Source organism: Streptomyces sp. NWU339, from assembly GCF_003143855.1.
Lineage (GTDB): Bacteria > Actinomycetota > Actinomycetes > Streptomycetales > Streptomycetaceae > Streptomyces.
The window spans coordinates 19,025-31,723 of sequence record NZ_QFRK01000032.1; the positions used below are offsets into that span (position 1 = coordinate 19,025).

The following is a 12,699-nucleotide window of genomic DNA, read 5'->3' on the forward strand; positions in this document are numbered from 1 at the left end:
ACCCTTCAGTGTTACTCATGTGTTAAGCGGAAGGCCAAGGGCCTCGCACAATTGTCCGCCATTCGAGACCCTTCGTACGAAGCGCGGGACGGTCGGCACGGTGCGCGGAGAACTCGAATGGCACCTCCTCCCGCCAGGCGTGATGCTGAAAACCGGGAGGCGATCCCCATGAGCGGGAGTCACAGCCACAGCATGAGCGGGAGTCACAGCCACAGCGGCACGCCGGTCAGGGGGGAGGAGGGGCGGCGTGGCAGGGAGGCGGATGTTCCGAGTCCCCTCGTGGACGCGTTCGCCTCCAGGTTGCGGGGGCGGATCGTCCGGCCCGGGGAGGCCGACTACGAGTCGGCACGAAAACTCTGGAACGGCATGATCGACAGGCGTCCGGCGCTGGTGGCCCGGTGCGCGGGCGACGAGGACGTGGTCGCCGCGGTCGACTTCGCCCGCGACAACGAGATACTCGTCGCCGTGCGCGGGGGCGGACACGGCGTCGCCGGTCAGGCGGTCTGCGACGGTGGTCTGGTCGTCGACCTGTCGGAGATGCGCGGGGTCGATGTCGACCCGGAGTGGCGAAGGGCGGTCGCGCAGGGTGGCTGCACGTTGGGGGACATCGACCGGGAGACCCAGCGCCATGGGCTCGCCACTCCGTTGGGCGTGGTGACGGAGACGGGGGCAGCCGGCCTGACCTTGTCCGGGGGAATAGGCTGGCTCCGGCGCAAACACGGGCTGAGCTGCGACAATCTCCTGTCCGTACGGGTTGCCACCGCTGACGGGCGCCTCCTGGTCGCCGACGAGAGCCAGCACCAGGACCTCTTCTGGGCGGTCCGGGGCGGTGGCGGCAACTTCGGCGTCGTCACCTCGTTCGAGTACCGCCTGCATCCCCTCGGGCCGGAGGTCTTCCTCTGCTTCGTGCTCTACCCCGCAGACCGCACCAAGGAGGTGCTGCGGGCCTGCGAGCACTACCTGTCCCAGCGGCCGGACGACTTCGCCCCGATCGGAGTCCTCGGGAAGGTCCCACCGGTGGAGCCCTTCCCGCCAGAGGCACACGGGAAGGACTTCACAGCCCTGCTCGCGCCGTACCCGGGCGACCCGGCGGACGGCGAGCGACTGCTCCAGCCGCTGCGAGAGATCGCCGACCCGCTCTGTGACCTCAGCGGCCCCATGCCCTACACGGAAGTCCAGGCGATCCTGGACGCGGACTACCCCGACGGCCTGCACTACTACTGGAAGTCCGTGAACGTGCCCGAGCTCAGCGACGAGCTGATCGAGCGGCTCGCCGAGCGCGCCGCCGCGGCGCCTTCGCCCCAGAGCACCATCGACGTCTGGTACCAGGGCGGCGCCATGGCCCGCGTCGGCGAGGAGGAGACCGCCTTCGCCAACCGCAACGCCCCCTACCTGCTCGGAATCGAGGCGAACTGGGAGGCGGAGGCCGACTCGGCCGAGAACATGACCTGGGTGCGCGGCACCTTCGCCGACCTGAAATCGTTCTCCGCCGGAGGCGTCTACCTCAACTTCCCCGGCTTCCTCGAGGAGGGCGAGCAAATCCTGCGCGAGGGCTACGGCATGAACTACGAACGCCTTTCGGCGGTCAAGGCGAAGTACGACCCCGCGAACCTCTTCCACCTCAACGCCAATATCAAGCCGAAGAGTTGATCGAGACCGCTCACGCCTCGCAGCAGCGTCGCGAGGGGGGCATCCGGGACCCGGCTGCCCCCTCGCTGGTCGTCCCGTGTCGGGGGGCGCCTGTCAGTTCAGTCGGCGGCGGATCCACCAGGCGCAGAACCCGGTCAGGGCCAGGGCGAGGCCGAGGTAGATCCCGGTCTCGGCCCACTGCAGGGCCCAGAAGTCGCCGGCGGGATGGTACGTCACCTGCTGCTGGTAGCCCTGGGCCCCGAGGTCGGCGATGCAGCGGTCGACGTGCTGCAGGCTGGGGATGTCCGACTCGCCGTACAGGCAGTCGCCGAAGGACGACGGCGGGGAGGACGGCTGACCGGCGGCGTTCAGTGTCTGTTGGGAGGTGATCCAGGCACCGGGCAGATCGGGGTGCACGACGATCTCCCTGGCGCTCTCGTCCTGGATGCTGATGGGGATGCCGGGCTCGATCGGCACGGTGGTCCGGTCCGGGCTGATCAGACGAGGTCGGACCCACATCGGCACGGTGAGCTGGACGGCGGCGTAGAGGACGGGCGTGGTTGCCATCGCGGGCAGGGTGCGGCGGATGACGAGGCCGAGGGCGACGCCCAGGACGAAGGCGAAGGCGGCATGGGCGACGGGGACGACACCCCGTGCGACGAAGGCCACGGGGTCGAGCCGCGAGAAGTACGTGTCCGTCGGGCCACCGCCGTCGACGGCCCGGTCGATGGGGCTGCTCCACCAACTCACCGTGAGTGCGGCCAGTCCGGCGGCGGTCACGGCGGCCGCCGCGCCGATGCTCAGCTTGGTCGCCAGCCAGCGGGTGCGGGTGACGCCCTGGTTCCACGCGAGGTGGTGGGTGCCGGTCTCCAGTTCACGGGCGATCAGCGGCGCGCCCCAGAACATCCCGATGACCGCCGGCACGGCGAGCACGACCATCAGTCCGGCGTAGTAGAGGGTCTGGTCCGAGCTGGAGATCCGGTCCGCCAGGCTGCTGCCGGTGGCTCGGTAGAGGTCGGCCAGCTGCGGACCGGTGACCGCGAGGGCGGCGGCGAAGGCGGCCACGACGGCGAACATCACGGCGGCCTGGGTGCGGAACTGACGCCAGGTCAGCCAGATCATCGGAGGACCTCCAGCGCGGGTCGGGTGTCACGGACCGCATCGGCGGGTCGGGCCATGTAGGCCAGGACGATGTCTTCCAGACCGAGGGGGCTGACGGTCCAGGAGGGATCGTTGACGGGAGCCTCGGTGCGCACCAGGAAAGTGGTCTGGCGGTCGGTGTGGCTGGCGGTGATGACGTGCTGACCGGCCGGAAGGGTCGCCGGGTCCCGGCGCGGGCCGATGAGCCGGTGGTGACGAGCGACCAGGTCGTCGATGTCGTCGGCCACCTGCACGTGGGAGTCGACCAGCACGATGACGTAGTCGCAGGTCCGCTCCAGGTCGGAGACCAGGTGGGAGGAGAGCACGACGCTCAACTCGTGCTCGGCGACGGCCTCCATCAGGTCCTGCATGAACTCCCGCCGGGCGAGCGGGTCGAGGGCCGCGACCGGCTCGTCCAGGATGAGCAGCTCCGGGCGTTTGGCGATGCCCAGGGTGAGGGCGAGCTGCGCGCGCTGGCCACCGGACAGCTTGCCGGCCTTCTGCTTGGGGTCCAGGCCGAGGCGACGGATCCGCTCGCGCGCCACGACGTCGTCCCAGTTCGCGTTGAGGCGCCTGCCGAAGTCGAGGTGGTCGGCGACGCTCAGCGTGGCGTAGGTGGGGGTGTCCTGGGCGACGAAACCGACCTTGGCCAGCTGCTCCACATCCGCGGCGGGTCGGCCGCCGCACACCTCGATGGTGCCGGCCGTCGGGGTGAGCATGCCGGAAGCCAGGTGCAACAGGGTCGACTTGCCGGCCCCGTTGGGTCCGACCAGGCCGACCACGCGCCCGGCCGGGACGTCCAATTCGCAGTTCTGCAGCGCCCACCGCTGCTTGTACCTCTTGCCCAGACCCTGGGCCCGTAAGACAGCGCTCACGCTACGTCCTCTCCGGCGGCGTTACGAAAGGTGTTCATGAACAGCGCCTCGATGCTCTCCTCGTCGAGCCCGGCAAGGCGCGCCTTGGTCAGCCAGCGGCGCAGGTCCTTGCGGAGCGGTCCGTGCGCGGCGAGCGTGGCGTCGGCCAGCGTCCGGGTCACGAACGTCCCGACGCCCGGCCGGGCGGCCACCAGCCCGTCGTGCTCCAGCTCCCGGTACGCCTTGAGCACGGTGTTCGGGTTGATCGCCAACCGTCCCGCCACGTCCTTGACCGTCGGAAGCCGGTCCCCCTCCTTCAGCAGGCCCAGACGCAGCGCATGCCGCACCTGCTGCACCACCTGCTGGTACGGAGACAGACCGGACTGGCTGTTGAGGTGGAACTCAATCACCGGTTCCTCCATTTAACTAGTTGCCTAGCACTTTAGACTCCTAGAGTGGCCACAAGTCAAGGAGGGCAATGTGTCGGCAGCCGGAACCGGCCTCGCGGCGCGTCGCCCGAGCTCGCCATCGCCTGCCGACACCCACCACCGTGATCACGAACCCGCAGGTCGGTGGCGACCTGTTCGGTGCGCCGCGGTCGACGGCGTGCGGGCACCTCGACGCGAACCCTCACTTCGCCCGGACGGCGAAGCCGAGCGTCCACCGCATGCGCAAGCCCGTTCCGTAGAACTCCAGATCACCCTTCACCGCGACCTCCAGTCCCTGTCACCGGACCCTCGTCGACACTGCTCATTCCTGACCCCCTTCCCCACATACTCTTGACACCCGACTATTCTGAATTTCAGACTAGTCTTGATCAAGAGGAGGTCGATGCATGGGCGACATCCAGCCCGCATGGCTCCGCGCCGTCCTGCCGCTGTGCCTTCTGGCCGCGCTGGAGCGCGGAGAGAGTTACGGGTACGCGCTGCTCCAACAGCTCGAGGAATCGGGACTCGGCACGGTCAAGGGCGCCGTGCTGTACCCGGCACTGACGCGGCTCGCCGACGACGGTGCGGTCGAGGTCCGATGGGCCCCGGGAGAGGGCGGCCCCGGCCGGAAGTACTACCGGCTGACCGATGCGGGGCGAGGCCGGCTGGCACGGGAGCGCCAGGCATGGCAGGAGTTCCGCACGGCGGTCGACACGGTGGCGGCGTTCCCGGCCGGCCCCACCACCACACCTCATGAACAGGAGAAGGACCGATGACGAAGGCCGCCGCCGGTACCCGGCCGGGTCACAGCGACCGGGACGCCTGGGCCGACAAGCTGGAACTGGAACTCACCCTCGTGCACAGCGTGCCGCGCGAGTTGGTGAACCGTGTGCTGGAGGAGGTCGCCGAGGCGGTCACCGAGACGGGACAGCCGGCGGAGGAACTCTTCGGCCCCGCCGAGGAGTACGCCGCCGTGGTGGCCACCGAACGGGTCGACGCCGGGCACCGCAGCACACGCGACTTCGAGGGCAGGACACCGGCCACGCATTTCCGGCAGGGCATGGTGGCCGGAGGCATCGCCGTGCTGATCATGGCCGCGGTGGGTACGTTCGACAGCGAGGAACTGTCCGGCGCCTCAACTCTCCTCCTGTCCCTCTCCACGTCCGTGTTCGTGGCCGTCGGCTTCGCGGTCTTCCCCGCCCTGCGCGCGGCCGGACGAACCCGGACCGCCTGGCTCTACGGCGCCGTCGCCGGCGTCATCACCGCGGCCGGCGTCTACCTCGCAGCCCTCCCCGCGATCCGGGACGCGCCCCCCTTCCCGTTCCCCCCGATCACGGCAGCAGGGTGCGGGGTACTGCTCGGCGCCCTCGGGCTGGCCATACCCTCACAGGCGGTGAACCGGTGGCTCTCCCCCGGCGAAGGCCGCCGGCTCGATGATGAGCAATGGCTGTGCCGACTGGGCGAGTTGCTGTACGGGCGGCACGGCCTCCCCCTGCGCACCGCGCAGCGGCATGTGACCGAGGCACGGGACCACCTGGCGGCCACCGGACGCGGCGCACAGCAGGAACTCGGCCAGGTGGAGGTCTACGCCATGGACCTGACCGACGGCCCGGGCCGGGACGTCCAGCGGCTCCGCCACCAGTTCCTCGGCGCCCTCTTCTCCATGGCCGTCTTCGCCGTGTTGTTCACCCTCACCTTGCTGGACTCCGACAGCGGCGGCGCGGTGCCCTGGGTCCACGCGGCGCTCTTCGTCTGCGCCACCGCCTGGACGATCGTCCTTTTCCGGAGGACGAGGGTCCGGTGACCCACGCGGGCCGTCTTCGACGGTCATGCGAAAAGGCCTGCGGTGGAGCCACCAGGTTTGGCCGGTCACGCCCGTCGTACGGAAGTAGAACTGCGGGCGGTGGTTCACGATCGGCTTCCCCGCCATCGGTGCCCCCGGCGGGGCTTCGCCACGGCGGGCCACTGCGGCCGGACCGGTGAGAGGTCGACTGGGCTGCTGGGAAAGCAGTGACGGGTGACGTGCCAAGGTTGTGCGATGACAGATTCCGGTGGCGGCACGGAGGTGCCGGTACGGAGGTGCCGGTACGGCGTTCCCGACTTGCCGAGTACGCGGAGATGACCGAGCAACCACCAAAGGCTCCCCGCCCGTCGGAGGTTTCCGGAAGCACCACGGCGTCCGAGGCTCCCGACCTGACGGAGACGAACCGGGCCCGCCGAACCTTCCGGCGCGGAAGTCGCTTCCCGACGAAGGGAGTTCACCGCGTTCCTGGAAGCCTTCCGGGACACCGCGGCCCTGGCCCCGCCCCGGACCGGCGGATGGCTCACCGCCGACTTCGGCGGCGTGTCCCGGATCCTGGCCTTCTCCGACGTACCGGCCTTGGCTCGGTACGCGTTGCCCCGTGACGAGGCCCGCCAGGAGTGGACGTACCGGACGGTGCTCGGGGCACGGCCGCTGGACGTGGCCGTCGGGCGGTGCGGTCGGCAGGCGGTCAGGTGCTCGGCAAGGACGAGTGGGTCGCGGCCACCTGTCCGGAGACCAACCGCTCGCCCCGGCTCGGCCTTCTGCTGGTGCTCGGCATCGCCCTGCTCTACACCGGCATCTCCCTGGTCAACACGATGGTGACGGCCACCTCCGACCGGGTCCGTGACCTGGCGGTGCTGCGACTGGCCGGGGCCACCAACGGGCAGGTACTGCGGCTGGTGTGCGCCGAGTCACTGCTGGTCGTCGCGGTCGGAGCGCTCCTGGGACTGGCCGTCGCCGCGCTCAACCCGGCCGACATGTGGGCGGCGCTGAGCCTGCTCTCGGTGCGCCCCACACCCGTGCTGCCGTGGCCGACGATCGGCGCGGTCGTCGGCGCCTGCGCGTTCCTCGCGGCACTCGCGTCGGTCGCCCCGGCCGGCCCGGCCCTACGGCGCCGTGCGGTGGAACTCGCGGGCATCCACGAATGAGCACCCTCCCCGACGCATCGCTGCCGCGCCCCCGGACCGGCTCAGCCCGCCTCACCGCTCTCGAAGACCTCCGCCGCCGACGTGGCCGTGATGGCGCGCACGAACCAGAGGCTCAGTGTGTCGAGGTCGGGGCACCCGAGGATTCGCTCACGCTCCGCCTCGGAGAGCTCGACCTCCCGGCGCTCCAGCAGAAGCAGGATGTCGTCGGCCTTGCCCTCCGCCTTGCCCTCCGCCCGAAGGTTCTGGGCGGTCTGCGACTGGAAAAAGGAGAGGTCTGCGGCCATGAGTTGCCTCCAGAAATCCGCGGCCGGCGCCTTGCCGAGGCCTTGTTCCGTGAGCTCGATGAACTTACCTGCGGTGTTCTCGTCGTCGGCCGACAGGCCTTTCAGCGCCACGGCCAGTGCCTTCAGTATCACATTGGCATCCGGGTCACGGCGGTGCAGAGCCGCTGAGAGAACCGTGAGCGGAATGTCACGAGCGGCCTCGTCGGGGTCGAAGACCACGGGCACCTCATCCGGCCCGAGTACCAGGGGACGCAACGTGAGTGAGGGCCACTGCGGCGGACCGATGTCGACATGCCGAGCCGCCCAGGCAGCAGTGCGCCGGTCCGCACAGACGACGAGGAGAACCGGAGGCAAACGGTATTTCGCGTACAGATGTGAGAGGTAATAAGCCCAACTCGCGGGCTTGTCGGGGTCCCGCTTGCCCTGTGACTCAACGGCCAGGACGAAGCTGCCGTTGTCGGAGGTGTCCATCCGCAGCAGCGTGTCCACCCGGCGCTCTACCGGGCGGTTCTCGGTGAGGTCGGTGGAGAGGGTGGAGGCCGAAAGCGGGGTGGCGAAGAGGACTCCGAGTCCTTTGACGGCACGCGCGAAGAGGCCCGGATCTTCCTGGAAGATCCGGTGCAGGGCCTCGTGGGATGAGCTGACCATGATCCGAAGCTAGGGATATCCCTCGACACATGGCCCTCATATGCCAGTACTTCCCGCGATCGGGTGACGGACAGGGTCCGGCGCTTGACGTCGGCCCGCCCGCGCATCGGCCCGCCTGCGCGTCCGCCCAAGACACGAAAAGGCCCGCACGACCGAAGTCGTGCGGGCCCTCTCAGGTGCTCGCGGTGGAGCTACCAGGTCGGATCAGCAAGCAGCCGGAGCTTACTTGTTGATCTTGGTGACCTGGCCGGCGCCCACGGTCCGGCCACCCTCACGGATGGCGAACTTCAGGCCCTCTTCCATGGCGATGGGCTGGATGAGCTCCACCTTCATCTCGGTGTTGTCACCCGGCATGACCATCTCGGTGCCCTCGGGGAGGGTCACGACGCCGGTCACGTCCGTCGTACGGAAGTAGAACTGCGGGCGGTAGTTGTTGAAGAAGGGGGTGTGACGGCCACCCTCGTCCTTCGACAGGATGTAGGCCTGGGCCTCGAACTCGGTGTGCGGGGTGACCGAACCGGGCTTGATGATGACCTGGCCGCGCTCGACGTCCTCGCGCTTGATGCCGCGGAGCAGCAGACCGACGTTCTCACCGGCCTGGCCCTCGTCGAGCAGCTTGCGGAACATCTCGATGCCGGTGACCGTGGTGGTGGTCTTGTCCTGCTTGATGCCGATGATGTCGACGGTCTCGTTGACCTTGAGGACACCACGCTCGATACGGCCGGTGACGACCGTGCCGCGACCGGTGATCGTGAAGACGTCCTCGATCGGCATCAGGAACGGCTTGTCGACGTCACGCTCGGGAGCCGGGATCGACTCGTCCACGGCCTTCATCAGCTCGAGGACGGTGTTGCCCCACTCCTTGTCGCCCTCGAGGGCCTTCAGAGCGGAGACCTTGACGACGGGAACGTCGTCGCCCGGGAACTCGTACTCGGAGAGGAGCTCACGGACCTCGAGCTCGACGAGCTCCAGGATCTCCTCGTCGTCCACCATGTCGGCCTTGTTCAGGGCGACGACGATGTACGGAACGCCGACCTGGCGGGCCAGGAGCACGTGCTCCTTGGTCTGCGGCATCGGGCCGTCGGTGGCGGCGACCACGAGGATGGCGCCGTCCATCTGGGCGGCACCCGTGATCATGTTCTTGATGTAGTCCGCGTGACCGGGGCAGTCAACGTGGGCGTAGTGACGCTGCTCGGTCTGGTACTCGACGTGCGAGATCGAGATCGTGATACCACGCTGGCGCTCTTCGGGCGCCTTGTCGATCATGTCGAAGGCCGAGGCCTCGTTCAGGTCCGGGTACGCGTCGTGCAGCACCTTGGTAATGGCGGCCGTGAGGGTCGTCTTACCGTGGTCGATGTGACCGATGGTGCCGATGTTGACGTGCGGCTTAGTCCGCTCGAACTTCGCCTTCGCCACTGGGGTCCTCCTGTGGAGTGGTTCTGTACGCCTTACTCATCGGCGCCAGGTGATCTTTGCTGGAAAGCCCGGGGCCGGGGGCATTCCACCGGGTTTGCGGCGGAATGCCCCAAGCAGGCTCCGGGGTCAAGCCTAAAGCGTGTGAACGGAGTCCGTTACTCGCCCTTGGCCTTCGCGATGATCTCCTCGGCGACGTTCCGCGGAACCTCGGCGTAGGAGTCGAACTGCATCGAGTAGCTTGCGCGACCCGACGTCTTGCTGCGGAGGTCCCCGACGTAGCCGAACATCTCCGAAAGGGGCACGAGGCCCTTCACGACGCGAGCACCGGCCCGCTCCTCCATGGCCTGGATCTGGCCACGGCGGGAGTTGATGTCGCCGATGACTTCACCCATGTAGTCCTCGGGCGTGGTGACCTCGACGGCCATCATCGGCTCGAGGAGCACGGGCGAAGCCTTGCGCGCGGCCTCCTTGAAGGCCTGCGAACCGGCGATCTTGAACGCGAGCTCGGAGGAGTCCACCTCGTGGTAGCCACCGTCGAGAAGCGTGACGCGGACGCCCGTCATCTCGTAGCCGGCGAGGATACCGAACTGCATGGCCTCCTGCGCACCGGCGTCCACCGAAGGGATGTACTCCTTCGGCACACGGCCACCGGTCACCTTGTTCACGAACTCGTACGAGGCGTCGCCGCCCTCGATGGGCTCGATCGCGATCTGCACCTTGGCGAACTGACCGGTACCACCGGTCTGCTTCTTGTGGGTGTAGTCCACGCGCTCGACGGCCTTGCGGATCGTCTCGCGGTAGGCGACCTGCGGCTTGCCGACGTTGGCCTCGACCTTGAACTCACGGCGCATACGGTCGACCAGCACCTCGAGGTGCAGCTCGCCCATACCACCGATGATGGTCTGGCCGGTCTCCTCGTCCGAGTGGACCTGGAAGGACGGGTCCTCCTCGGCCAGGCGCTGGATCGCGACGCCCAGCTTCTCCTGGTCGCCCTTCGACTTGGGCTCGATGGCGACCTGGATGACCGGCGCCGGGAAGTCCATGGACTCCAGGATCACCGGCTGCTTGTCGTCGGACAGCGTCTCACCGGTGGTGGTCTGCTTCAGGCCCATGACGGCGACGATGTCACCGGCGACCACCGACTCGATCTCCTCACGCTTGTTGGCGTGCATGCGGTAGATCTTGCCGATGCGCTCCTTCTTGCCCTTGACGGAGTTCAGCACGGCGGTGCCGGACACCAGGCGGCCCGAGTAGACCCGGACGAAGGTGAGCTTGCCGAGGTGCGGGTCGCTCATGATCTTGAACGCGAGGGCCGACAGCGGCTCGTCCTCGGACGGCTTGCGCTTGATCACGACCTCGGGGTCCTTGACGTCGTGGCCCTCGATGGCCTCGATGTCGAGCGGGGTCGGGAGGTAGCGCACGACCGCGTCGAGCAGGGGCTGAACGCCCTTGTTCTTGAACGCGGTGCCGCAGAACACCGGGGTGATGGTGGTGTCGGTGGACTTGCCGGACGCGATGGTGATGCGACGGATCGCGGCGTGCAGCTGCTCCTGGGTGGGCTCCTGGCCCTCCAGGTACAGCTCCATGATCTCTTCGTCGTTCTCCGCGACAGCCTCGATCAGCTTGCCGCGCCACTCCTCGGCGGCCTCGGTGTGCGTGGCCGGGATGTCGACGACGTCGTACATCTCGCCCTTGGCGGCCTCGGCGGACCACACGAGCGCCTTCATGCGGACCAGGTCCACGACGCCGTGGAAGTCGGCCTCGGCACCGATCGGCAGCTGCATGACCAGCGGCTGCGCACCCAGGCGGTCCTTGATCATGTCGACGCAGCGGTGGAACTCCGCGCCGGTCCGGTCCAGCTTGTTGACGAAGCAGATACGCGGCACACCGTAACGGTCGGCCTGACGCCACACCGTCTCGGACTGCGGCTCGACACCGGCGACACCGTCGAACACGGTCACGGCACCGTCGAGCACGCGCAGGGAACGCTCCACCTCTACGGTGAAGTCGACGTGCCCCGGGGTGTCGATGATGTTGATCGTGTAGTCGTTGTCTTCGAGCGGCCAGTGACAGGTCGTCGCAGCAGAGGTGATCGTGATGCCACGCTCCTGCTCCTGCTCCATCCAGTCCATCGTGGCGGAACCCTCGTGGGTCTCGCCAAGCTTGTACGACACGCCGGTGTAGAACAGGATCCGCTCGGTGGTGGTCGTCTTGCCCGCGTCGATGTGGGCCATGATCCCGATGTTGCGGACCTTGGCCAGGTCAAGTGAAGTGGTAGCCATAAGGCTTCAGTCTTCTCTCGGTCTCGATGTGGGTAGCGACTACCAGCGGTAGTGCGCGAAGGCCTTGTTGGACTCGGCCATCTTGTGCGTGTCCTCGCGCTTCTTCACAGCGGCACCGAGGCCGTTGCTGGCGTCGAGGAGCTCGTTGAGCAGACGCTCGGTCATGGTCTTCTCGCGACGGGCGCGGGAGTAACCGACCAGCCAGCGCAGCGCCAGGGTGTTGGCGCGACCGGGCTTGACCTCGATCGGCACCTGGTAGGTGGCGCCACCGACACGGCGGGACTTGACCTCGAGGGTCGGCTTGATGTTCTCGAGAGCGCGCTTCAGCGTGATGATCGGGTCGTTGCCCGTCTTCTCGCGAAGGCCCTCCATGGCACCGTAGACGATGCGCTCGGCGGTGGAGCGCTTGCCGTTCAGCAGCACCTTGTTGATCAGGGAGGTCACCAGAGGAGAACCGTAGACCGGGTCGATGATGACCGGGCGCTTCGGGGCGGGGCCCTTACGAGGCATTCTTACTTCTCCTTCTTGGCGCCGTAGCGGCTGCGGGCCTGCTTGCGGTTCTTGACACCCTGGGTGTCGAGGGAGCCACGGATGATCTTGTAGCGAACACCCGGCAGGTCCTTCACACGGCCGCCGCGCACGAGCACGATGGAGTGCTCCTGCAGGTTGTGTCCCTCACCCGGAATGTAAGCAGTGACCTCGATACCGCTGGTCAGACGCACACGCGCGACCTTACGGAGGGCCGAGTTCGGCTTCTTCGGGGTGGTGGTGAACACACGCGTGCAGACGCCACGGCGCTGGGGCGAACCCTCGAGTGCGGGCGTCTTGTTCTTCTCGACCTTGTCCTGCCGGCCCTTACGGACCAGCTGCTGGATCGTAGGCACTACTTCTCCGGTTTCTGTGTGCCGATAGGTACAGCTAACCTGGAACGTCACCGACCCACGCGGTCGGGTGTGTCGAATCCCGCGGACTCCCGCCGCAAGGCAGAAAGAAGCGCATGATCGCGGTGGCCGTTCACAGCCCCCGGCGCGGTCTGACGGCACACGCGGAGGCCAGGGCACACCCC

13 protein-coding genes are annotated in these 12,699 nt (G+C 68.0%); 5 read left to right on the forward strand and 8 right to left on the reverse strand.

Annotated elements, in window-relative coordinates:
• The first annotated feature begins 279 nt into the window (after window positions 1-279).
• Entirely contained in the window at window positions 280-1,650 is a 1,371-nt protein-coding gene (locus DIZ27_RS29605; protein ID WP_109381523.1) for an FAD-binding oxidoreductase, read from the forward strand.
• 93 nt (window positions 1,651-1,743) lie between these two features.
• Here the strand turns inward: DIZ27_RS29605 and DIZ27_RS29610 are convergent, their stop codons facing one another.
• The 3 genes from DIZ27_RS29610 to DIZ27_RS29620 are packed head-to-tail and all read right to left on the reverse strand — an operon-like array spanning window position 1,744 to window position 4,045.
• On the reverse strand, window positions 1,744-2,751 hold the full coding sequence (locus DIZ27_RS29610) for a transporter (RefSeq protein ID WP_109381524.1): 1,008 nt from the start codon (window positions 2,749-2,751) through the stop codon (window positions 1,744-1,746).
• Entirely contained in the window at window positions 2,748-3,644 is an 897-nt protein-coding gene (locus tag DIZ27_RS29615; protein ID WP_109381525.1) for an ABC transporter ATP-binding protein, read from the reverse strand. The genes DIZ27_RS29610 and DIZ27_RS29615 overlap by 4 nt, the downstream gene beginning before the upstream one ends.
• On the reverse strand, window positions 3,641-4,045 hold the full coding sequence (locus DIZ27_RS29620; RefSeq protein ID WP_109381526.1) for a GntR family transcriptional regulator: 405 nt from the start codon (window positions 4,043-4,045) through the stop codon (window positions 3,641-3,643). Before DIZ27_RS29620 ends, DIZ27_RS29615 begins: the two co-directional genes overlap by 4 nt.
• Before the next feature lie 128 nt (window positions 4,046-4,173).
• Between DIZ27_RS29620 and DIZ27_RS45950 the strand changes: the two genes are divergently transcribed.
• The 4 genes from DIZ27_RS45950 to DIZ27_RS29640 all read left to right on the forward strand — a co-directional run bounded on the left by DIZ27_RS45950 (window position 4,174) and on the right by DIZ27_RS29640 (window position 7,003).
• A complete protein-coding gene (locus DIZ27_RS45950) occupies window positions 4,174-4,311 on the forward strand; it encodes a hypothetical protein (protein WP_181383745.1) in 138 nt (45 codons plus the stop codon).
• Between the two features lie 147 nt (window positions 4,312-4,458).
• Window positions 4,459-4,827, forward strand: a complete 369-nt coding sequence (locus DIZ27_RS29630; RefSeq protein WP_109381528.1) for a PadR family transcriptional regulator — start codon at window positions 4,459-4,461, stop codon at window positions 4,825-4,827.
• A complete protein-coding gene (locus DIZ27_RS29635; RefSeq protein ID WP_109381529.1) occupies window positions 4,824-5,855 on the forward strand; it encodes a hypothetical protein in 1,032 nt (343 codons plus the stop codon). The genes DIZ27_RS29630 and DIZ27_RS29635 overlap by 4 nt, the downstream gene beginning before the upstream one ends.
• A 692-nt stretch (window positions 5,856-6,547) precedes the next feature.
• A complete protein-coding gene (locus DIZ27_RS29640; protein WP_375232014.1) occupies window positions 6,548-7,003 on the forward strand; it encodes an FtsX-like permease family protein in 456 nt (151 codons plus the stop codon).
• Window positions 7,004-7,044: 41 nt separating this feature from the next.
• Here DIZ27_RS29640 and DIZ27_RS29645 read toward each other — a convergent pair whose 3' ends face one another.
• The 5 genes from DIZ27_RS29645 to rpsL form a co-directional block, all read right to left on the reverse strand.
• Window positions 7,045-7,935, reverse strand: a complete 891-nt coding sequence (locus DIZ27_RS29645) for a hypothetical protein (RefSeq protein WP_109381531.1) — start codon at window positions 7,933-7,935, stop codon at window positions 7,045-7,047.
• Window positions 7,936-8,157: 222 nt separating this feature from the next.
• Entirely contained in the window at window positions 8,158-9,351 is a 1,194-nt protein-coding gene (gene tuf, locus DIZ27_RS29650; protein ID WP_109381532.1) for an elongation factor Tu, read from the reverse strand.
• A gap of 155 nt (window positions 9,352-9,506) precedes the next feature.
• Window positions 9,507-11,633 (reverse strand): elongation factor G, encoded by a 2,127-nt coding sequence (gene fusA / locus DIZ27_RS29655; protein WP_109381533.1) that lies wholly within the window; start codon window positions 11,631-11,633, stop codon window positions 9,507-9,509.
• A 39-nt stretch (window positions 11,634-11,672) separates the two neighbouring features.
• Window positions 11,673-12,143: a 30S ribosomal protein S7 gene (rpsG, locus tag DIZ27_RS29660; RefSeq protein ID WP_003992340.1), complete on the reverse strand. Its 471-nt coding sequence runs from the start codon at window positions 12,141-12,143 to the stop codon at window positions 11,673-11,675.
• A gap of 2 nt (window positions 12,144-12,145) precedes the next feature.
• A complete protein-coding gene (gene rpsL / locus DIZ27_RS29665) occupies window positions 12,146-12,517 on the reverse strand; it encodes a 30S ribosomal protein S12 (protein WP_003948652.1) in 372 nt (123 codons plus the stop codon).
• Window positions 12,518-12,699: the final 182 nt, after the last annotated feature.

Bases quoted from the DNA above. Each gene is read 5' to 3' on its own strand.
- DIZ27_RS29610 (WP_109381524.1), bottom strand. From the start codon at position 2,751: ATGATCTGGCTGACCTGGCGTCAGTTCCGCACCCAGGCCGCCGTGATG.
- DIZ27_RS29620 (WP_109381526.1), bottom strand. From the start codon at position 4,045: ATGGAGGAACCGGTGATTGAGTTCCACCTCAACAGCCAGTCCGGTCTG.
- DIZ27_RS29630 (WP_109381528.1), top strand. From the start codon at position 4,459: ATGGGCGACATCCAGCCCGCATGGCTCCGCGCCGTCCTGCCGCTGTGC.
- DIZ27_RS29635 (WP_109381529.1), top strand. From the start codon at position 4,824: ATGACGAAGGCCGCCGCCGGTACCCGGCCGGGTCACAGCGACCGGGAC.
- DIZ27_RS29645 (WP_109381531.1), bottom strand. From the start codon at position 7,935: ATGGTCAGCTCATCCCACGAGGCCCTGCACCGGATCTTCCAGGAAGAT.
- fusA (WP_109381533.1), bottom strand. From the start codon at position 11,633: ATGGCTACCACTTCACTTGACCTGGCCAAGGTCCGCAACATCGGGATC.
- rpsG (WP_003992340.1), bottom strand. From the start codon at position 12,143: ATGCCTCGTAAGGGCCCCGCCCCGAAGCGCCCGGTCATCATCGACCCG.